At 72.6% G+C, this 20,312-nt stretch carries 15 protein-coding genes; 9 read left to right on the top strand and 6 right to left on the bottom strand.

Annotation, left to right across the window (positions count from 1 at the left end; all coding sequences use genetic code 11):
• Window positions 1-79: 79 nt before the first annotated feature.
• Window positions 80-892, top strand: coding sequence for a class I SAM-dependent methyltransferase (locus ABT369_RS11805; RefSeq protein WP_350611715.1), 813 nt, complete (start codon window positions 80-82; stop codon window positions 890-892).
• On the opposite strand, the gene ABT369_RS11800 is transcribed toward ABT369_RS11805, so the two are convergent.
• Window positions 889-1,968 carry an LCP family protein gene (locus ABT369_RS11800; protein ID WP_350611714.1) on the bottom strand — a complete coding sequence of 360 codons (1,080 nt, stop codon included), beginning with the start codon at window positions 1,966-1,968 and terminating at the stop codon, window positions 889-891. The two genes, ABT369_RS11805 and ABT369_RS11800, sit on opposite strands and share 4 nt — an antisense overlap.
• A gap of 122 nt (window positions 1,969-2,090) precedes the next feature.
• Here ABT369_RS11800 and ABT369_RS11795 point away from each other — a divergent pair, with 122 nt between their 5' ends.
• From ABT369_RS11795 to ABT369_RS11785, 3 genes are all read left to right on the top strand, one after another.
• Entirely contained in the window at window positions 2,091-3,416 is a 1,326-nt protein-coding gene (locus tag ABT369_RS11795; protein WP_350611713.1) for a sugar transferase, read from the top strand.
• Entirely contained in the window at window positions 3,413-4,510 is a 1,098-nt protein-coding gene (locus ABT369_RS11790; RefSeq protein ID WP_350611712.1) for a glycosyltransferase, read from the top strand. The genes ABT369_RS11795 and ABT369_RS11790 overlap by 4 nt, the downstream gene beginning before the upstream one ends.
• A gap of 307 nt (window positions 4,511-4,817) precedes the next feature.
• The gene (locus ABT369_RS11785; RefSeq protein WP_350611711.1) at window positions 4,818-5,966 is read left to right on the top strand and encodes a hypothetical protein; all 1,149 of its coding nucleotides are present in this window, start codon (window positions 4,818-4,820) and stop codon (window positions 5,964-5,966) included.
• Window positions 5,967-5,988: 22 nt separating this feature from the next.
• On the opposite strand, the gene ABT369_RS11780 is transcribed toward ABT369_RS11785, so the two are convergent.
• A complete protein-coding gene (locus tag ABT369_RS11780) occupies window positions 5,989-6,822 on the bottom strand; it encodes a PIG-L deacetylase family protein (RefSeq protein ID WP_350611710.1) in 834 nt (277 codons plus the stop codon).
• A 195-nt stretch (window positions 6,823-7,017) separates the two neighbouring features.
• Here ABT369_RS11780 and ABT369_RS11775 point away from each other — a divergent pair, with 195 nt between their 5' ends.
• From ABT369_RS11775 to ABT369_RS11750, 5 genes are all read left to right on the top strand, one after another.
• On the top strand, window positions 7,018-8,205 hold the full coding sequence (locus ABT369_RS11775) for a glycosyltransferase family protein (protein WP_350611709.1): 1,188 nt from the start codon (window positions 7,018-7,020) through the stop codon (window positions 8,203-8,205).
• Window positions 8,206-8,255: 50 nt separating this feature from the next.
• Window positions 8,256-9,710: an O-antigen ligase family protein gene (locus ABT369_RS11770; protein ID WP_350611708.1), complete on the top strand. Its 1,455-nt coding sequence runs from the start codon at window positions 8,256-8,258 to the stop codon at window positions 9,708-9,710.
• A complete protein-coding gene (locus ABT369_RS11765; RefSeq protein ID WP_350611707.1) occupies window positions 9,676-10,695 on the top strand; it encodes a glycosyltransferase in 1,020 nt (339 codons plus the stop codon). The genes ABT369_RS11770 and ABT369_RS11765 overlap by 35 nt, the downstream gene beginning before the upstream one ends.
• A complete protein-coding gene (locus ABT369_RS11760) occupies window positions 10,688-12,292 on the top strand; it encodes a lipid II flippase MurJ (RefSeq protein WP_502891728.1) in 1,605 nt (534 codons plus the stop codon). Before ABT369_RS11765 ends, ABT369_RS11760 begins: the two co-directional genes overlap by 8 nt.
• 1,096 nt (window positions 12,293-13,388) lie before the next feature.
• On the top strand, window positions 13,389-14,534 hold the full coding sequence (locus ABT369_RS11750) for an LCP family protein (protein ID WP_502891727.1): 1,146 nt from the start codon (window positions 13,389-13,391) through the stop codon (window positions 14,532-14,534).
• Window positions 14,535-14,559: 25 nt separating this feature from the next.
• On the opposite strand, the gene ABT369_RS11745 is transcribed toward ABT369_RS11750, so the two are convergent.
• The 4 genes from ABT369_RS11745 to ABT369_RS11730 all read right to left on the bottom strand — a co-directional run bounded on the left by ABT369_RS11745 (window position 14,560) and on the right by ABT369_RS11730 (window position 20,303).
• A complete protein-coding gene (locus ABT369_RS11745) occupies window positions 14,560-15,711 on the bottom strand; it encodes a cellulose binding domain-containing protein (protein WP_350611705.1) in 1,152 nt (383 codons plus the stop codon).
• A gap of 71 nt (window positions 15,712-15,782) precedes the next feature.
• Window positions 15,783-17,954, bottom strand: a complete 2,172-nt coding sequence (locus ABT369_RS11740; RefSeq protein ID WP_350611704.1) for a glycoside hydrolase family 31 protein — start codon at window positions 17,952-17,954, stop codon at window positions 15,783-15,785.
• Entirely contained in the window at window positions 17,951-19,027 is a 1,077-nt protein-coding gene (locus ABT369_RS11735) for a glycoside hydrolase family 15 protein (protein ID WP_350611703.1), read from the bottom strand. The genes ABT369_RS11740 and ABT369_RS11735 overlap by 4 nt, the downstream gene beginning before the upstream one ends.
• Before the next feature lie 10 nt (window positions 19,028-19,037).
• A complete protein-coding gene (locus tag ABT369_RS11730) occupies window positions 19,038-20,303 on the bottom strand; it encodes an ABC transporter substrate-binding protein (RefSeq protein ID WP_350611702.1) in 1,266 nt (421 codons plus the stop codon).
• Window positions 20,304-20,312 lie beyond the last annotated feature (9 nt).

Raw genomic sequence — 20,312 nt, 5'->3', positions numbered from 1 at the left:
GGGCGGGCCTGACGAGCATCGGGTCCGGGCGCTACGGTCGTGACCGGCGCACTGCGAGCGACGGGGGACCGGGCCGGCGATGAACTGTCTGATGTGCGGAAAGCCGACCGTTGAGCGGGTCGTCGGGAAGTCCACGTTCGCGCAGTGTGCGTGCGGGTTCGCGCGGCTGCGGGCGTCCGGGAAAGGCGACGCCTATTGGGAGGGGCGCGACGGGGACTCGGTCAACCACACGTGGGCCGACACCCAGGACGCGCTGTTCAACGCCGTGCTACGCGAGCTCGCCGGGAAGGCGCCGGCCGGGGCGAGCATCTATGACGTCGGGGGCGGGATCGGGTACTTCACCGAGCTCGCCCTGGCCCAGGGGTTCGACGCGCACAACGTCGAGCTCTCCGAGGTCGCCTGCGCCCGGGCGCGGGACCGGATCGGGGCGCAGCGCGTGCACACCTCGGTCGCGGGCATGGCGCCGGCCGACGTGGTGACGCTGTGGTGTGTCATCGGGCATACGCCCGATCCCGGTGTGTTCCTGGACGAGGTGCGCGCGGCGCTGAAGCCCGGCGGATGGCTGTTCCTCACCACGCCCAATTGGCGCTTTCAGGCGATGCTGGCACGGGTGCTCGGGCTGCGCGGGCGGACCATCAACTTCGAGCGCCAGGACCACATCTCGATGTTCACCCGGGACTCGCTGACGAGGCTGCTCGCGAGTCGCGGGTTCCGGGAGCCGGTGTTCGGGGCCTGGGGCGTCAAGGAGCGCTGCGTCGCGCTCGGGGACTCGCGGGCGGGCGCGGCGGTGCAGGCCAAGCGGCGCTGGAACCAGGGCTGGAGCCGGGTCGGGGGGCCGCTACCGGTGGATCTGACCAGCGAGTTCCAGGTGCTGGCCCGCTATGAACCCTAGAACTGCGGGATGGGCCGGTCCTCGCGCAGGGCGTCGTAGAAGGGCTTGACCTTGTCCGTGTCGGCCAGCACCACGGACTCGTCGCCGACCGTGCCGGTGCCCTTGGTCGGGCTGGTGTAGAAGGTCAGGTCGTCGCCGCGGATGTTGCGCAGCTCCATGGCCATGTCGAGCATGTTCAGGGTGCTGTCGACGGTCGCCGCGTCGGCGGTGGCGTGCAGGAAGTCGTTGAGCTTGCCGGGGCTGCTCAGCGTCCCGCCGGAGGCGGCCTTGTTCAGCACGGCCTTGATGACCTGCTGCTGGTGGCGGATGCGGGCGAAGTCACCGTCCTTGAAGGCGTAGCGCTCGCGGGCGTAGTCCAAGGCGGCCGCGCCGTCCATGGTCTGCTGGCCCTTCTCGAAGTGGCGGGTGCCCGAGGGGTCCAGCGAGTGCGTCGAGGTGAAGCTCTCGGTCACGTTGATGTCCACGCCGCCGAGGGCGTCGACGATCTCCTTGAAGCCGGAGAAGTCGACCATGACGACGTGGTCGATGCGGATGTTGGTGAACTTCTCCACGGTCTGCACGACGCCCGGCACGCCGCCCCATGCGTACGAGGCGTTGATCTTGGCTTCCGTGTTCCCGTACTGGCTGTTGGGGGCCTTGGGGACGTACACCCACGTGTCCCTGGGAATCGAAACCATCTGGGCCTTGGAGTGGGTCTTGTCCAGGTGCAGCACGATGATCGTGTCGCTGCGCGAGCCGTCCTGGTTGTCCGGGTCCCGCGAGTCGCTGCCGAGCAGCAGGAAGTTCATCGCGTCCTTGGCGCCCTCGGCCTTCTGCGGGCGGGCGGCCTCGGGGACCCCCTCGAAGGCGTCGACCCGCTTGACGCCGGAGGCCACCGAGTTCAGCCAGAGGGCGACGCCGAGGAACGCGATGCCGATCAGCACGGTCAACGACGCGGCGATGACCAGGGTGATCCGGGACTTGCGGCCGAGCCGCTTCTTCTTCGCGACGACCGGAGCGGGGGCGCCGCGCTGGGCCGGAATCCGCGTGAGCACCTCGGTGCGGTCATCGTCGGTGAACCGATCCTGCGTCGACATGGCAGCGATGGTACTGATCCGGGGCCGTAACCACCGCCCCCGCACTGTGACGTATCGATGGTGCTCTGGTAGGCCGTGAGTGCGCGGCGTAGCATCGGGGCCTTGTGGCGGGGGGAAGCACCATGAATCGGGCGTGGGCGCTGATGCTGCCCATCGACCTCGTGGCCTTCGCGCTGCCGGCGATCCACTTCCAGGACCACTGGAAGAGCATCCTGGCCGCCGCCGGGCTCAGCGCGACCCTGTTCGCAGTCGGGGGCCTCTATCAGGTCCGCCGGCATCTGAGCATCCTCGACCAGGTCCCCGCGCTGCTCGGGCGGATGCTGGTGGCCTCCGCGCTGGTGAGCATCGTGGTGGCGATGCGGCACTCCTCCGCGGACAACCTGGCCTCGTTCCTGCGCGTCGTGGCCATCTCGGCCGGGCTGGTGCTGCTCGGCCGCGCGCTCGTCGCCCTGGCCGTCGGGCTGGCCCGGCACCGCCGGTGGGCCGGGCGGAGCGCGATCGTCGTCGGGGGCGGGCCGGTCGCGGCCGAGCTTGCCCGGCTGCTGCGCCGCCATCCGTGGTACGGCCTGCGCTTCTGCGGCTTTGTCGACGTCGCGACGGCGGGTCATGAGGAGCCGGCGGGGGGCCCGCTGCTCGGCTGGTTCGACGACCTCGACGCGATCGCCGCTCGGGCCGGGTGCGACGTGATCATCATCGCCGACATCGACTGCACCGAGTCCCGCCTGCTCCGGGTGGTGCGCTCGGCGTCGATGGCGAACTACGAGATGTGGATGGTGCCGCGGCTGCGGGACTTCGCCGCACAGGCCGGGCACCCGGACCACATCGGAGGGATCCCGGTGGTCCGGGTCCGTCGTCCCACGCTCAGCGGGCCGAAGTACTTCATCAAGCGCGCCAGTGACATCGCCCTCTCCGCGCTCGCGCTGGTGCTGCTCAGCCCGGTCCTGCTGCTGTGCGCGATCGCGGTCCGGATCGAGGGCGGCCCCGGGATCATCTTCCACCAGCAGCGCATCGGCCGCTTCGGCCGCCCGTTTCAGCTGCTCAAGTTCCGCTCGATGCGCCCGGACAGCGACGCCGAGTCGCGGACCAACTGGTCGGTGGCCCACGATCCCCGGGTCGGGCCGGTGGGGCGATTCATCCGCCGCACGTCGATCGACGAACTGCCCCAGCTGTGGAACATCCTGCGCGGCGACATGACCATCGTCGGGCCGCGCCCCGAGCGGCCGTACTTCGTCAACCAGTTCTCCGCCGAACACCCCGACTACGCCCTGCGCCACCGCATGCCGGTCGGGCTGACCGGGCTGGCCCAGGTCAGCGGGCTGCGCGGCGACACCCCGATCTCCGACCGGGCCCGGTTCGACAACTACTACATCGAGAACTGGTCGATCTGGCTCGACGCCAAGGTGGTCCTGCGCACGGTGGCCGAGGTCTTTCGAGGCGGGGGCCGGTGAGCGCGGATCTGTTGCCGGGCAAGTCCGTCGCCCTGGTGCATGAGTGGTTCGGCGCGACCGGCGGGTCCGAGAACGTCTTCGTCGCCATGCACGAGGTCCTGCCGCGGGCCAAGCCGTTCGTGCTCTGGCGCGACGAGGACGCACACCGCGGCGCCGGATTCCGGGAGTCCTGGCTCGCGCGCACGCCGCTGCGCCACGCCAAGCCGCTGGCGCTGCCCGTCATGCCGCTCACCTGGCGCACGCTGACCCGTGAGCGCTTCGACGTCGTCGTGTCGTCCAGCCACGCCTTCGCCCACACGGTGAAGCTGGGCCCGGCCGAGCACACGCGCTACCTCAGCTACGTGCACTCGCCGGCCCGCTACGTCTGGAGCCCTGACTTCGACGGGCGCGGCTCCGGCGGGCTGCTCAAGGTGCCCCGCAAGGCGCTGCAGGCCGTCGACGTGCGCCTGAGCCGCCACGTGCACAGCTACGCGGCCAACTCGCTCGAGGTGCGGTCCCGGCTGCGGCGGTTCTGGAACCGCGACGCGCGGGTCATCAACCCGCCGGTCGACGTCGCGTACTTCGCCGCCGCACCCGCGCCCCAGCGGGCCGGCAACCGCGAGTACCTGCTCGGCGCCGGGCGGTGGATTCCATACAAGAACTTCGACCTCATCATCGCGATCGCCGACGCCGCCCGGCTCCCGCTCGTCATCGCCGGATCGGGCCCGCAGGAGACGGCGCTGCGGCAGGCCGCCGGGCGCGCCGGCATCGCGGTGACCTTCGAGCACCAGCCGACACGAGAACGACTGCGGGAGTTGTACTGGGGCGCCAAGGCGCTGCTCTTCCCCGCCCACGAGGACTTCGGCATCATCCCGGTGGAGGCCCAGGCGTGCGGCACCCCGGTGCTGGGGGTCCGCCGGGGCGGGCTGCTGGAGACCGTCGTCGACGGCGAGACCGGATTCCTCCTCGACTCGTCCGAGCCGGGGCGATACGCGCAGGCCCTGCGGGGCGTCGACCGGCTCGACCGGGATCGGATTGCGGCCCATGCGACCGGTTTCTCCGTCGATGTCTTCAAGGCCCGGATCGCGTCCTGGGTGACCGAGGAAGCCTCGTGACGATCTGCGTCGAGCGTGAACGCCCCTGATAATCTCTCGGGTCGTGACGAACGAACCGAACGGGCCTGCCCAGGAACCTCAGGATGTTCCGCCGGGGCAGGGGCGTCCCCCGATGCCGCCCCCGGGTCACCCCGGGTCGGCTGACTGGAGTTCGCCACCGCGCGGTTACCCCGGGGCGCTCGACGCCGGTGCGCCACCCCCGCCCCAGCCTGGTCCGCCACCCCCGCCCCAGCCTGGTCCGCCACTCCCGCCCCAGCCCGGTCCGCCGCATCCTGGTCCGCCTCCGCCCGGCAACCCGGCGTGGCAGGTGAACTGGCCGCCGCCGCAACAGCCCGGTCCGCCCCAGGCGAACTGGCCACTGGAGCAGGACACGGTCCGGCTGCCCCCGCAGGCCCCGCCGCCGCACCACCCGGGGCCGCCGCACCACCACCCGGGGCCGCCGCCGCAGCCGATCCCGGTCGTGCCGTCGATGCCGCCCCAGCCGCAGCCGCCCATGTCGGGCCCGCCGGCGTACGGACCGCCGCAACCGGCCTGGACCAACCAACCGGTCAGCAGCGCGCCCGTGAGCAGCCAGCCGGTGAGTAGCCAGCCCATCAGCAGCCAGCCGGTCAGTGTCCAGCCGCCGCAGGCCGAGCCGCCGCTCGCACCGTGGCAGCAGCAGGGAACCCCGTTTCAGCAGGGACCCCCGTTCTCGCCGGCGCCTCCGATCCAGGCGGCACCGTGGGAGCGCGAGGCCGGCCCGGCCGGCGAGGAGAAGCAGCCCTGGAAGCTCCCGCCGGAGGGCAGCGCCCCGTCGTCGGGCAGCCGCCTCTGGCTGGGCGTGCTCATCGGCGTGCTCGCCGGCCTGCTGATCTTCGCCCCGACCGGCTGGTACGTCGGCGGGCAGCTTTTCGGGTCCGCCGCGAAGGACGGTCCGGGCCCGGTCGCGCCGAGCGCATCGGCCCAGCCCGGCCTCGGCGTGTACGAGTCGACCCAGCTCCGGCTGAACAAGACCCTCTTCAACGGCGAGATGGCGACGATGGCCGAGCCGTGGCTGCCGTACATCTCCCGCTGCACGAAGGCCGGCGGCGAGGGCGGGGGCGCGAAGCTGCCGCAGAACGAGCAGCTGCGCATCACCTGCCAGCTCGGCAACATGCAGGTCTTCTTCGTGGAGTTCAAGAGCGCGGCCGACCGCGAGGCCGAGCTGACCACCCGCAAGCAGCAGAACGGCGACGCCGCGCAGCTCGCGCCGGGGGCCGCGGCGCCGGGGCAGAAGACCGGCACGGCGGGCAAGAACACCGGCGACTACGTCGAGTTCGCGTTCAAGCCCGCGGCGGCCGGCTCGTCGTCGTACGCCGGGATCTGGTGGGACCGCCAGGGCTCCGACGTGCTGGCCGCCCGCATCGAGGTGGCCTGGGTCAGCGGCGCCGAGGAGAAATGGGACTCGCTGCGCGACGTCTGGCAGCGGTACAGCTGACGACGGAGTGCGTGCCGGTCGCTCAGGTGTGCACCATCGACTTGGGGCCGCCGTCGACCTTGGCGAACATGTAGTCGACGGAGTGATAGCCGATCGCGTACGAGTGCGGCGGCTGCCACGCCCCGTAGGCCCGGCACGCGTTGCGGGCCCGGTTGCTGATGTCGGTGTTCGTCGGCTCCACCCAGGCCCACGACACCTGCTTGAGCCGGTCGTCGGTCCAGTACGGCGGCAGCACGTACCACCGCACGTCGCCGTACACCCGCGGCTCCTCCGCCGCCAGCTCCCGCAGCGCCTGCCCGGCCGCCCGATGGTCGGGGTTGTCGTCGGCCACCCAGCTCGGCGCGTATACCCCGGCGTCCCGCCCGACCTCGGTGACCAGTTTCGAGATCGCGGCCTTGGCCTGGGCGACGGTGACCCCCGCGTCGGTCAGGCCGGCCTCGTGCACCGTCGCGCCGCCGAGGCAGCCCACCGCCGCCGTCAGCTCCGCGAAGCGGGCCGCGCCGAACGCCTCCGGGGTCAGCGGGGCGTAGCCCTCGGCGACCGGGTTGTGCGCGACTCCCCACCACTTCGAGTGCTGCGTGCCGTTGATCTGGGCCCGGGCGTTGCTGCCCATCCCGCGGGTCAGCAGCAGGATGTGCACGTCCCGGCCGGCCGCCACGTGCTGGGCCATGAGCACGCCGGAGCCGAGGGTCTCGTCGTCGGGGTGCGGCACGACGAGGATCCAGGGCCGGCCCGGGGGAGTGCTCGGGGCCTTGCGCGCTGACGCCGTGATGGTGCCGCCGTTGTCGTCGCATCCGCTCATCGTTGTCCCGGCGAGTGCGGCGGCGGCCGCGAGCAGCGTGCGGCGGCTGGGCATGAGCGACTCTCCTCGGCTGGCGATCGTGGTGCTGTCCCATGATGGCGCACGCGCGGGCCGACCGCGGGGCTGGGCGTCCCAACGGTCCGGCGGTCCGCACACCGGTACGGCGCGAGGTTGGCTCGTGAGAGCGGTTCGCGTACCATGAGCGCGCTCGTCGGCTCGGGGGGCCGGCAACTCACCGGGATGGGATCGATGCCGAACGTGCTGATCCTCGGCACCGCGGAGTGGGACTCGGCGATCGCCACCAACCAGCACTACGTGACCCGTGAGCTCGCCGCGTCCGCCGACGTGACCTTCGTGGAGTCCCTGGGCCTGCGCCGCCCGACCCTGCGCCCGGCCGACGTGACCCGGATGGCCGCCCGCGCCCGCCGCGCGTTCGGCGCCACGCCCCCCGCCGAGGCCGCCGCGAAGCCCGGACGCCCCCGGCCCGACCGCACCAGCATCGTGTCGCCCCTGGTGGTGCCGGTGCACCGGGCACCCACCCGGGCCCTCAACCGCACCCTGCTGCGCCGGGCGACGGCCGGCTGGCTGGGCAGCGACCGGCCGCGAGTGCTTTGGACCTTCACGCCGGTGACGTACGGCCTGGAGGAGGCCGCCGATCTGGTGGTCTACCACTGCGTGGACCTGCTGGCGGCGTTCCCCGGCATCGACCGGGTGGCCGTCGAGCGGGGCGAGCGCCGCCTGGCCGCGCGGCCCGGCGTGGTCGCCATCGCCTCCAGCCCCGCGGTCCGCGAGCACCTCACCGCGGCCGGCTTCCCCCGCGTCGAGCTGCTGGAGAACGTCGCCGACGTGTCCGTGTTCACCGGCGCGAGCCGCCCGGCCGCCCGGCGCCGCCCGGCGGCAATCTTCTCGGGCAACCTCACCACCGCCAAGCTCGACGTGCCGCTGCTCGAGTCGGCCGCCCGGGCGCTGCGGGGACGCGGCGAGCTGCTGCTGGCCGGGCCGCTGGCCGCGGGCGGCGGCAGCTTCACGGTCGAGCTCGAGCGGCTGGAGGCACTGGGCGCCCGGCACCTGGGCCTGCTCACCCCGGCCGAGCTGGCCGACGTGGCCGGCACCTGCACCGTCGGGCTCATCCCGTATGCGATCAACGACTACACGACCGGCGTCAGCCCGCTCAAGTGCTTCGAGTACCTCTCCTCGGGCCTGCTCGTGATCGGCACTCCGCTGCCCGCGGTCGCGGCCCTCGCCCGGAGCAACCCGCACGTCGTCGTGGCCGGCGGCGCCGCCTTCGCCGAGGCGATGGACCGGGTTGCGGCGCCCGTCTCCGACCCGACGATCGCCGAGCGGGTGGACAGCGCGGCCCGCCACGGCTGGGCCGAGCGCGGCCAGGTCCTGCGCGACCTGCTGGCGGCCGAGCTCAACCGGCTGCCGGTCCGATGAACCCCGCGGCCGGTCCGACGAAGCCGGGTGGCGGCGCCGGACGCTCCGTCTTGGGCCGGCTCGCGACCGTGCCCGCCGCGCTGCCGCTGCCGGTCGCCGCGCTGGCGGTCTTCGCGCTCGCGGTACCGCAGATCTACCTGCTGCCCGAGGGCACGATCGACATCTCACTGTCCACGGTCCTCGCCTTCCTGCTGGTGCCGACGGTGACGGTCTGGGTCTGGAGGCACCCGGGCGGCCGGCGGCTGCTGCGCAGCCTGCTCGTGTATGCGGTCGTCGCCCTCATGGCGATCCGCGTCCTCGCGATGCTGTGGTCACCCGACACCGGCTACGGCCGCCTGCCCGTCGCGCTCCTCGGCCAGTTCCTCATCACGTTCGTGCTGTTCTACGGGGCCGCGAGCGAGTCACCCGGGCTGCTGCTGCGGATGCGGTACGTCTACTGGCCCTTCGTCATGCTGCAGTCCCTGCTGGTGGCGCTGTTCCGGCTCTTCCCGGCGGTGGAGGACGCCTACTTCCGCTCCGTCGCCGGGGTGTTCGCCGGCCAGAACACCGTCGGTGGCCTGTTCGACGTCAACCGCAACAACGTGCTGAGCCCGCTCAAGTCCGGCGGAGTGTTCGTCAACGCCAACGTGGCCGGCCTGTTCCTCGGCGTCAGCGCGATGGCCGCGATCGCCGTCTGGACCCGCACCCGGCGGCGGACCGAGCTCGTGGCCGCCGTCGCCGCGCTCGCCGGTGTCTGGTTCACCGGCTCCAAGTCGGGGCAGATGTTCTCCGTCGTGCTGCCCGCCGCCGCGATCGTCGCGCTGCACTTCCGCAAGCTGGCCCCGGCCGTCCGCCGCACCCTGCTCATCGCCGGCGGGGTGCTCGCGGCCGCGTTCATCGCCGTGCTCGCCCTGGCCGGCGGCCCGTTCGCCGTCGCCGTGCGCGAGACCTTCGTGCAGCGCACCGACATCTGGGGCTACGGCGCCGAGGCGTTCGCCGAGCACCCGCTGCTCGGCCTCGGCTGGGGCGGCTGGCAGCAGGGCTTCGCCGCCTACGCCGCCGCGCACGGCATCTACAACCCCAACTTCCCGCCGCACAACGTGCTGCTCGCCGCGTGGGCCGCGACCGGGCTGGCCGGCCTCGCCCTGACGCTGCTGGTCTTCGGCGCGATGCTGCGGCTGGCGTTGCGGGCCATGAAGCGGGAGCGGGCGTTCGCCGTGTGGGCCGGCGCCGCGATCGTCTGGATGACCGTGCAGGCGATGGGCGAGAACACCGACGTCTTCGGGGAGATTCACCTCATCCCCGTCCTGGCGCTGCTGCTGAGCCACCTGGTGCCGGCCGCGCAGGAGGAGGAACAGGAGGCCGACGATGTCCCCGACGCCGATTTCTGGAATCGTCCGACATCAGCTCTTCCGACCGTCGGAAACGTTCATCTCCAGCCAGGCCCGGGCCCTGCGGACGTACCGGCCGCTGTTCATCGCGCGGGACCCGGTGACGGACGCCCCGGCGGGGACCGAGACGCTTAGCATCTCCGGGTTCGGCCGGGCCGCGGCCGCCTCCTACCTGGTCACCCGCCGCTCGGACCGGCTGGTCCGGGCGCTGGCCGAGTGCGGGGTCGGTGTTCTGCACGCGCACTTCGGCGTCGAGGGCGTGTACATCGCGCCGACCGCGAAGGCACTCGGGGTGCCGCTGGTGACCACGCTGCACGGCTTCGACGTGACCATCGGCAAGAGGCAGCTGCTGGCGTCCCGCAAACCGTCGTGGATGAACTACGTCACGTGGCGCGCCTCGCTGTTCGAGACCGGGGCGGTGTTCGTGTGCGTGTCGCAGTACATCCGGCGGCGCGCGCTCGAGTGGGGCTATCCGGCCGAGCGCACCGTGGTCCTGCCGATCGGGGTCGACACCGGGCTCATCGCGCCGCTGCCACCGCCCGAGGCGCCCCGGATCCTGCACGTCGCCCGGCTGGTCGAGGTCAAGGGCACCGCGGACCTGCTGCGCGCGTTCGCCCTCGTGCGCCGCGGCGTGCCGGCGGCCGAACTGGTCATCGTCGGCGACGGCCCGCTGCGGGCGCCGCTGGGCGCGCTCGCCGCCGAGCTGGGTGTCGCCGGGGCCGTGCGGTTCCTCGGCGCGCAACCCCACGCCGAGGTGCTGGCGCAGGTCGCCGCGGCCCGCGTGCTGTGCCTGCCCAGCGTGCCCGCGGCGAACGGGGCGCGGGAGGGGCTGGGGATGGTGCTGCTGGAGGCGGCCGCGTCCGGGCGGCCGGTGGTCGGCACCGACCACGGCGGCATCCCCGAGGCGGTTGTCGACGGCGAGACCGGATACCTGGTGCCGGAGAGGGACCCGGCCGCGCTGGCCGAGCGCCTGCTGGCCCTGCTCGCCGACCCGGATCTGGCCGCCCGCCTCGGCGCGGCCGGGCGGGCGATGGTGGAGCGCCGCTACGACCTGCACACGCGGACCGCCGAGCTCGAGTCGCTCTACGCCGGGCTGGCCGCGGCGGAGCGCCGTGGGTAGCACGTTCCTGCGCCTGCTGCTCGGCGGCCTCCTCGGCAAGGTGCTGGGGGTCGCCCGCGAGGTCCTGCTCGCCGCCCTCTTCGGCGCGGGCCGGGCCGTGGGCGCGAACCGGGTGGCGATGACGGCCACGATGGTGCCCGTCAACTTTTTCACCGCCGACGCGCTGTCGGCGGGCTTCCTGCCGCTGTTCGTGCAGTACCGGCGGGACGACCCGGCGATGGCGCCGGTGCTCTACCGCATGGTCCGGCGGGTCCTGGCCGGGCTGTCGCTGGGCCTCGTGCTCGTGCTGCTGCTCGCCCGCGGCGCCTGGGTCGGGCTGCTCGCCCCGGGACTCGACGGCTCCACCGCCCGGCTGACCGCCGACATGCTGTCGATCGCCGCGCTCGGGGTGCCGTTCCTGGTGCTGTACACCCTCGACACCCTCGTCGCGCTCGCCCACGACGACGTGCGGCTGATCAACCTGCGCCCGTCCGTGCAGAGCATCGGGCTGATCGCGGCGACCGTCGCGGCCTACCGCACCGGCAACGTGACCCTGCTGGCGTGGGGCTTCACCGGGCCGTTCGTCCTGCTGTGGCTCTGGGCGACCTACTGGATACGGCGGAGGGGATACCTCGAGCACGAGGCGGCCGGGGCCGGCCCGCTGGAGCGGGCCCCCCGGATCGCCCTGGCCATGTTCTGGCGCCGCCTGCGCCCGCTGCTGCTGATCCCCGTCCTGCTGCAGGGCTCGATCGCGGTCGAGCGGGCCGTCGGCTCGCTGCTCGGCATCGAGGTCGTCGCCGCGACCGAGTACTCCCGCTTCATCGTCGACTCCCTGATGGCGCTCATCGCCGCACCCCTGGGGCTGGCCGGGCTGGCCGCGTTCGCCCGGATGCGCACGGAGGAGGTCACCGCCGGCCTCGAGCGCCTGATCACCCCGGTCCTGCTGCTCACCGCCCCGCTGTCGATCGCGCTGTGCCTCAACAGCCGCGGCATCGTCACGCTCCTCTACGCCCGCGGCCACTTCGACGAGCGCGCCGTGGACGTGTCGTCGGTGATGGTGTTCGGCTTCGCGCTCGGCATCTGGGCCAACGTGCTCGGACACACCCTGGTCAAGGTGCTCAACGCGCGCGGCGAGAACACCCGGGTCGCCGTGGTCAACGGGCTGTCGTTCGGGATCGCCGCCGCGGTGAACCTGGCGATGTGGCGCGCCTGGGGCCCGGTCACGATCGGCGTCGCCTCGACGGTCGGCGGCCTGGTCATGGTCGTCGGGGCGGCGGTGTCACTGCGGGTCGTCCGGCACTGCCTGGGCCTGCTCGCGCTGCTGGCCCCGGGGGCCGCGGCCGCAACGGCGGCCGGGTGGCTGCTGGCAGGCGCCGGGTTCTGGCGGCTCGTGGCCTCGTGCGCGGCGATCGGCGCGATCTGGCTCGCCTACACGATGTCGGTGCCGCCGCTGCGCCGCGCGTTCACGGACCGGGTCTGGTCGAGGATCGCGGCGCGACCGGGAAGGCCTCGCCCGAACGCTGAGCCGGCACCACCGGCACCACCGGCACGACTGCCGGCCGGACGGCACCGCCGGGAGCGAGCCGCGCCCGGGCCGGGCGACGGCGGAGGCGCCTGAAGTACCGTCGCAGCCCCGGCCGCAGCGAGCGGCGCACCCGCACGACGGGGATCGCGCCGATGTGGTCCGGGCTGCTGACCCGCACGGCGAACTCGCGCAGCCGCGGCACCATCCACACGTCCAGCCCGGCCAGCACGGCGGTGCCCACGGCCGCCAGCAGCCGCTCCTCGGCGCAGTCGATGTCGGCCACGATCACGACCTCGCAGTCGACCCGCCGCACGACCGTGGCCACCTCGTCGATCCCGCCGACCAAGGGGGCGCTGTCCAGGCCGTCGTGCGCCGCCGACTCGACGTCCACAAAGCCGGTGAACCGCAGGCCGTATTGCGGATAGCGCCGCAACAGCCGCGCCAGCTCCAGCGCGACCGGCCCGCCGCCGAGGATGATCGCGCTGTGCTCGACCCAGCGCCGCCGCCGGGCCAGGCGCACCCAGGCGTAGGTGACCGCGCGGCCCAGCACCACGAGCCCGGCGCAGATCGACACCGCCCGCAGGTAGGAGGCGAGGTTCTCGGCCGAGGAGTGCCGGATCGCGACCACGATGCTCACCAGCGCGCCGGCCACGAGCATCCGCCCGACGAGCGAGGGCAGGTCGTCGAGCAGGCTCAGGTGGCGGCGGGCGGCATAGAGGCCGCCGAGTGCGAACAGCGCCACGACGACCCCGGCGGTGACGACGATGCCCTTCCAGTGCTGCAGGTAGTGCGCGGCCGGGGCGGCGAAGGCCACGAAGTCGACCGGCATGGTGAGCATCCACACCCGCAGTCCGCGGGTCCGGCGGGCGGTCGGCGAGGTGAGGTAGGGCAGCACGATCGTCGAGCCGATCACGGCCCGCGAATGCTCGAAGGTCGCCTCGAGATCCCCCGGCTCCGGCTGCATCGCTCCCCCCACCCAGCGACGAACCCCGATTTCGTCGCGCCCCGATGGTTGAGGATGCTAGGACGGCCGCGCTGGTCTCACCACCCCGTTGCGTTGCAGTGCGTGGTGCCTTGAGAGACATGTCACATGGCCATCGCGGTTCAAGGGTGCCCTTCCTGCCAAATCGGGTGCAAAGCGTCGGCGGGCGGTCGGTGACCAAGGGCGGCGCTCAGTACCATCCTCGCCATGCCTAGGGAAGAGCCGTCCACCGAAGGTGACGCGACGGCCGTCGGCGCCCGCATTCCGTCGCCCCGGCCGGCCGCCGACGACGAGCCGGGTGAGCCCGCCCCGGCCGGCGCACCCGAGACGGCGGACGACGGGCCGGAGGCCCCGGCGAAGCCGAAGAGGCGCCGGTGGAAGAAGGTCGTGCTGATCGTCGCCCTGGTGCTGGTCGTGCTGGTCGGCGGCGGCGCGCTTGGTGCCACGCTCTACCTGCGCTCCGTGACCGGCGACGTGAAGCGGGTCGACGCGTTCACCGACGTGCCCAAGGACGAGCGGCCGCAGCGGGCCGAGGCGGCCAAGGACGCGATGAACTTCCTGCTGCTGGGCAGCGACACCCGCGACCCGAACAACAAGGACGGCTCGCGCAGCGACACGATCATCGTGCTGCACCTGGACAAGACCCACACCAAGGCGCAGATGGTCTCGATTCCCCGCGACACCTGGGTCTACGTGCCCAAGGCGAAGAACGCGGAGTACGGCGACACCATGGCGAAGATCAACGCCGCCTACGCGTGGGGCAGCGTGCCCGGCACCGTGCAGACCGTGGAGCGCTTCACCAACATCCGCATCGACCACGTGGCGATCGTCGACTTCTCCGGGTTCAAGGAGATCGTCGACGCCCTCGGCGGCGTGGACATCAACGTGACCCAGAGCTTCACCTCGACGCACTCCCTCGACCCCTCGGGCAAGCGGCACTTCGACAAGGGCCTGCAGACGATGGACGGTGCCACTGCGCTGGACTACTCGCGCGAGCGGTACTCCTTCAAGGACGGCGACTTCGCCCGCATCCAGCACCAGCAGCAGGTCATCGCCGCGATCCTCAACAAGGCCGCGTCCGGCGGCACCCTGAGCAGCCCGACCAAGCTCAACGACTTCCTGCACGCCACGGCCGACGCGGTCACCGTCGACGGGACGATGAACATCTTCGACCTGGCGCTGGAGCTGCGAAATCTGCGCGGAGACGACCTGAGCTTCTACACCAGCCCGACCCGCGGCACCGGCATGGTCGGCTCGGAGAGCGTGGTGTTCCCGGACGACGCGGCGATCAAGCCGTTCTACGACGCGCTGCGCGAGGACCGGACCCTCCCGGCGACGACGATCCCGAAGTAGCCGCCGGCGCCGGGAGGGCGATCGCTCAGGACAGCGTGCAGCTCACCGCGGGCACCGCGTTGGTGCTGTTGTTCCACGAGGCCAGGAAGCCGAACGAGGTGCTGCCGCCAGGAGCCAGGGCGCCGTTGTACGTCACGTTGCGTGCCGTCACCGTCGCGCCGGACTGGGTCAGCGTCGTGTTCCAGGACTGGGTCACCTGCTGGCCGTTGGCGAACGTGAACGTCGTCGTCCAGCCCGTCGACGCGGTCGTGGACGTGTTCGTCAGCGACACCTCGCCCTGAAAGTTACCGCCCCACGACGAGATGACCTTGTAGGTCGCGGAGCACTTTCCAGCAGCCGGCGACGGCGACGCGGAGGCAGACCGGGACGGCGACGGGGACGCGGAGGCAGACCGGGACGGCGACGGGGACGTGGACCGCGACGGTGAGGCCGAGGGCGACTGGGGAGTTGTGCCGCCCAGGACCCGGGCCAGCACCGGGTACCACGCGTCCGACATCTTCTGGAAACCGGTGTCGTTCGGGTGCACGCCGTCGCCCGTGTCGGCCACCGCGTCGAAGCCCGTCCACAGGTCGGCCAGCACGATCGGCGACTGGGCCGTGGTCAGGCCCGCGGCCCACGACGGCAGCGCGTTGTTCAGGGCGATCACGTCGGCCGGGCAGGTGGCGCAGGCCGCGGCGCTCATCGGGATGATCTGGGCCACGATGATTTTGATCGCCGGGTTGTTCGCGCGCATCTGGCCGACCAGCTTCGTGAACGCCGCCAGCTTGGTGGCCAGCGGGATGTAGCCGCCCCACATGTCGTTCGTGCCCAGGTGCATGAGGACGATGTCGGGGGCGGCCGCGGCCAGCCACGGCGGGAGCTGGTTGTTGTCGGCGATACCCGTCGCCGAGTAGCCGCCGTGGCCCTCGTGGTCGAAGTCGTAGGCGTAGCCGGGGTTGCAGCCGCCGCCGTCGGAGACGCCGCCCACGAAGTCGATGTTCGTGTAGCCGCTGGTCTGCAGGCGGTGCCAGAGCTTGGCGCGCCAGCAGCCGGGGCCGGCGGTGATCGAGTCGCCGAGCGGCATGATGCGCACCGGGGCCGCGGCGGTCTGGGCGGCCCCGGCGGGCTGGACGAGGACGAGGCCGACCGCGGCCAGGGCGGCGGCGATCAGGGCAGGAAGGAAGGATCTGCGCAGCACGGGGAGAACTCCTCATGGAGAAGACAGGCAGGGGTTCATCGGCCGGCTCCCACGGCAACGCGCTGAGGATGCTACCCCAACAGGCCCCGATGGCGATCGATCGCTTCGCGGCGGCACCAGACCGGGATCTCCTCCAGCGGCGCGTCCACGGTCACCACCCGGCCTCCGTCCGACGTCTCGCCGGTGCGCAGGTCGGTCCAGCGGCCCGGCGGCAGGAAGGCCTCGCGGGTCGTCGCGCCTTCCTCCAGTACCGCCGCGACGAACAGCTCGTCGCCCAGCTGGAAGTCGAACGGGTGCGCCCACGCCTCCGGCTCGTGCGGGTGAGCGAGGGCGACCGCGCGCAGCAGCGGCCAGCCGGTGTCGACGGCCCGGGCGGCCTGTTCCGCCAGGTACGGCACCAGCCGCTCGCGCAGGTGGGCGTAGTGCCGGAAGACCGGCAGCACCCGGGCGTCGCCGGTCTGCTCGGCGATGTTCCAGGGGGTGCGGTCGCGCGAAGGTGTGCGGTGATGGTTGAACTCCGAGTGGTACTGCATGATCGGCAGGAACGCCGACAGCGCCGTGGCCCGCAGGTAGAGCTCCGCGCTCGGGACGGGCCCGGAGAACCCGGCGAGATCCCAGCCCCAGTGGACGATCCCGCACGCCGCCGCGCTCAGCCCCGCCCGCAGCGACGAGCGCATCGCCTCCCAGGTGGAGTCCTCGTCGCCGGCCCAGAACACGCCGTGCGCCTGCGACCCGGTGAAGCCCGCGCGGCTGAAGGTGACCGGCGCCCGGCCCGCCGAGCGCAGCAGGTCGCCGTAGGCCGCGGCGTATTCGACGGGGAAGCGGTTGTTGCCGCTCGCGCCCACCGAGCCGTCGGCGTAGCGCAGGTCGTGGCCCCAGGCGTGCTCGCCACCGTCGGTCTTGAAGCCGTCGATGCCGACCTCCTCGACGAGGTACCGCCGCTTGGAAAGCCACCAGTCGCGCGCCTTCGGGTTCGTGAAGTCCGGCATCAGGGCCAGCGGGAACCACCAGCCGCGGTTGCGGTACGGCCGGCCGTCCCCCTCCTGCACCCCGTAGCCCTCGCGCACCATGGCCGCCGCGTCCGCCGCGGCCTGCCCGGTGGGGTGCGGGCGCATCTTGGCCAGCGGGATCTGCCACAGCAGCACCCGCACGTCCCGCTCGTGCAGCCGGTCGACCATCCCCTTGGGGTCGGGCCACGCGCCGGCGGCCGGGAAGGCGAAGTCGGCGAGGCGGTGCGGGCTCCCGTCGTCGTGTACCACGTACTCGGCGTCGCGGAACGCCGTGAACGTCGACTCGTCGCTCCAGGCCTCGATGACGACCACGCCGACCGGCACGTCGTGCCGGCGGTGCAGCTCCATCTCGGCGGTCACCCGGGCCTGGGTGTTCCACTCGTTGCCGCTGGCCCAGAGCCGGAACACCCAGTCCGGCAGCCGCTCGGGCCGGCCGACCCGGTCCAGCCAGCGGGCCAGGTTCTCGCCGGGCGAGCCGTCGAGGAAGTGCACGTCGAGCCGCCCGTCCACGACGTCGGCCTCGATCTGGATGGCGTCGCCGATGTCGAACCAGGTGCGCTCGGCGGTGTCGACGTGGAAGGCCCAGCCGGTGCCGCCCAGCACGTGCGCGAACGGCATCGGCAGGTAGGTCCGGCCCGCCGCGCCCTGGCCCTTGTACTGCTCGAACACGGTCGCGTCGATGGCGTGCCCGCGCTGGTCGAGCCGGTCGAACCGCTCGCCGAAGCCGAGCACGTGCTCGCCGCCGTCCAGCCGCAGCGCGAACCGCACCCTGTGCACGCCCTCGCCGTCGGCCAGCCACGACACCGAGCCGGGCACGATCCGGCTCTCGCCGTGCGTGGTCAGGGTTCCGCCGGTCGGCGACCAGGCGGCACCGCTCACCTGGAACCAGCGCGTCCGGCGGGTGACGGTGCCGTCGGTGGCCACGAACCGGTAGCGCACCGTCCGGCCCGGGGGCAGCGGAGGACTGTCGGCCGACCAGCGCACGCTCCGGCCCCGGTGCCCGGCCGCGGCCGAGGCGAGATGGCCCTCGGCCCCGGCGACGGGCCCGGTCGCGGCGCCGTCCTTCGCGAGGTCGAATGTGCCGCCGTCCCACTCGCAGCGGACCGCGGTCACCGTGGCGGCGGCGGCCACCCCGAGATTGACCGGCTCGCCGGTCGGCGGGCGCACGGGCACGCGCTGGTCGATCGAGGGCTGGTACGCGTGGCCGGAGCCGAAGGGGCGGTGCCGGATCATGCCGTGACTCCCAGTTGTGCGGCGAGGGACAGGAAGGCGCCGTGCGACCACAGCAGCGGGCTGGCCACCGGCCCCCACCGGTCCTGCCACTGCGGGAGGTGCTCCGGCGCGAGCAGGCGGTCGCTCACCTGCTCCGGCAGGTCACCGTTGGCCGCGGCCGTGCCGGCGATCCACCCGAGCTGCCGGCGCGCGTCGGCCGGCCGGTCCAGGCGCAGGTAGGCGTGGCCGAGCAGCGCGGCGAGCACCGGCCACCGGCCGCCGCCGTAGAACACGTCGGCCCGGAAACGGTGCACGCCCCCGCCGTCGAGCAGGTCCCGCTCGACGGCGGCGACGGTCCGCTGCGCGGTGGCGGCGTCGACGACCGCGAACGGCGCGACCGCGGCCAGCAGGCTGCCGTCCACGGCGTCCGAGCCGAGCCACTTGCGCAGCCGCCCGTCCACCCGGCCCTCGGTCGCCACCAGCGCGGCGATCGCGTCCGCCGCCGTCGCGGCCGTGGCGGCGCCGGCGGCGTCGAGCAGCCCCGTGCGCAGCGCCGCGCGGAGCCCGGCCTCGACCGCGGTGAGGGTCGCGACGTGGACCCGCTCGGCGTGCTCCTCCCACCAGTCGTAGCAGGGCAGGCGCCAGGTCGCGGCGAGGTACCGCACCGTGCGCCGGACCGCGGGAGCGAACGGCGTGCCGTCCGTCCCCGCGGCCGCCAGGAACCGCTCCAGCGTCCACAGCCAGGTGCCGTAGCCGTCGAGCTGGAAGTCCCACCAGCTCTCGGTGCCGTCCCGGCCGTCGAGGGTGTACCGCGTCGGCAGGAACCGCGCCTGGTCGACCTCGGCCCCGGCGGCGAGCGCGGCGACGACCTCGTCGATGCGCTCGGCCCGCTCGTCGATGACCCGCGCGGTCCATTCGTGGAAGGCCCGCGGCCCGTCGGTGACGCCGTGCGCGAGGAGCCCGTCGGCGACGAACGCGCCGTCGCGCAGCCACGCGTAGCCGTACACCTTGAAGCTGGAGCAGGCCGGGTAGGCCCCGCTGGGAGCCTGCTCGCGGGTGATCACCTTGATGCTGTGCTCGACCAGGTCCTGCATGTGAGATTCCTTAGGAGAGCAGTGCCGTTACCTGCTGGGCGGCGTCGTCCAGCGTCTTCTGCAGGTCCTCGCCGGCGGCGGCCTTCGTCAGCGCCTTGTCGACGATGTCCTGCATCTGCTGCTGCTTCGCGACCACCGGCTGGAGCGACTGCTTGCCCAGCGCGTCCATCACGGCCTGCCGGTTCGCGGGCGGCTTGATGTCGAGGTAGCCGGAGAGCTTGGCGGGGTCCGCGAGCGGCGGCAGCTCCCACGCCGAGCTGACCCGGGAGTTCACGCTCTGCTCGGACGTCGTGAGGTAGCTCAGCCACTTGAACGCGGCGTCCTTGTGCGCGCTGCGGGCCGAGACCGCGACGCCGTTCTGGAACACGGCGCTGGCGCGCTGGGCGTCGCCCGGCTCCACCACGACGTCCCAGCCGAACGGCACGTCCTTGAGCGTGTCGAACTGCCAGTTGCCGTTGTGCCACATCGCGAGCTTGCCGGACTTGAACAGGTTGGTGTCGAAGTCCGGGGTGCCGCCGACCTCGGTGAGCGTCGGCATCGTGGCGCCCGGCTTGCCGATCAGCCACTTCGCCGCGGCCACGCCCTGCGGGCTGTTGAACGTCGCCTTCTTGCCGTCACCGCTCAGGAACGACCCGCCGGCCTGGCTGACCGCCTTGTAGAACTCGTTGAAGGTGACGGGCTGGAAGTCGCCGTAGACGCCCTTGGCCTTGTCGGTGAGCTTCTGGGCCGCGGCCGTCTCGTCGGACCACTTCCAGTCCGGCGTCGGGTACGCCACCCCGGCCGCGTCGAAGAGCGCCTTGTTGTAGATGAGCACCACGGTGGAGAAGGACTCCGGCAGCGCGTACTGCTTGCCGTCGTGCTTGAACGCGTCCAGGGCGCTTGATGCCAGTACCGATGGCTGCCAGGTCTTGTCGCCGGCGGACGGGCCGGCGAGGTCCGCGAGCGAGCCGGCCTGGGCGTAGGTGACGAAGTTCTGGTAGTCCAGCTCGAACGTGTCCGGGGCGGTGCCGCCCGCGATCGAGGTCTGCAGCTGGGTGAAGTAGTCCTTGTAGGCCGCGGTCTGGACCTGCACCTTGATGTCCGGGTTCGCCTTCTCGAAGGCGGCCCTGATGTCGTCGAGGTCCTTGAGGTGGTCCGGGGCGGCGGAGAACGTCAGGTAGTGGACGGTGGTGACGCCGCTCTCGGAGGAGTCCTTGGTGGCGGACCCCTTCGAGCAACCGGTGACGGTCGCTAAGAGGGCGATGCCGGCGACGGCGATCTTCAATCGCAGGGACATGGTGGCCTC

Origin of the sequence: Dactylosporangium sp. NPDC000244 (assembly GCF_040300725.1) — a bacterium.
GTDB lineage: Bacteria > Actinomycetota > Actinomycetes > Mycobacteriales > Micromonosporaceae > Dactylosporangium.
Note: the sequence above shows the minus strand (reverse complement) of the source record. Positions and strands in the feature narration are given on the sequence as shown.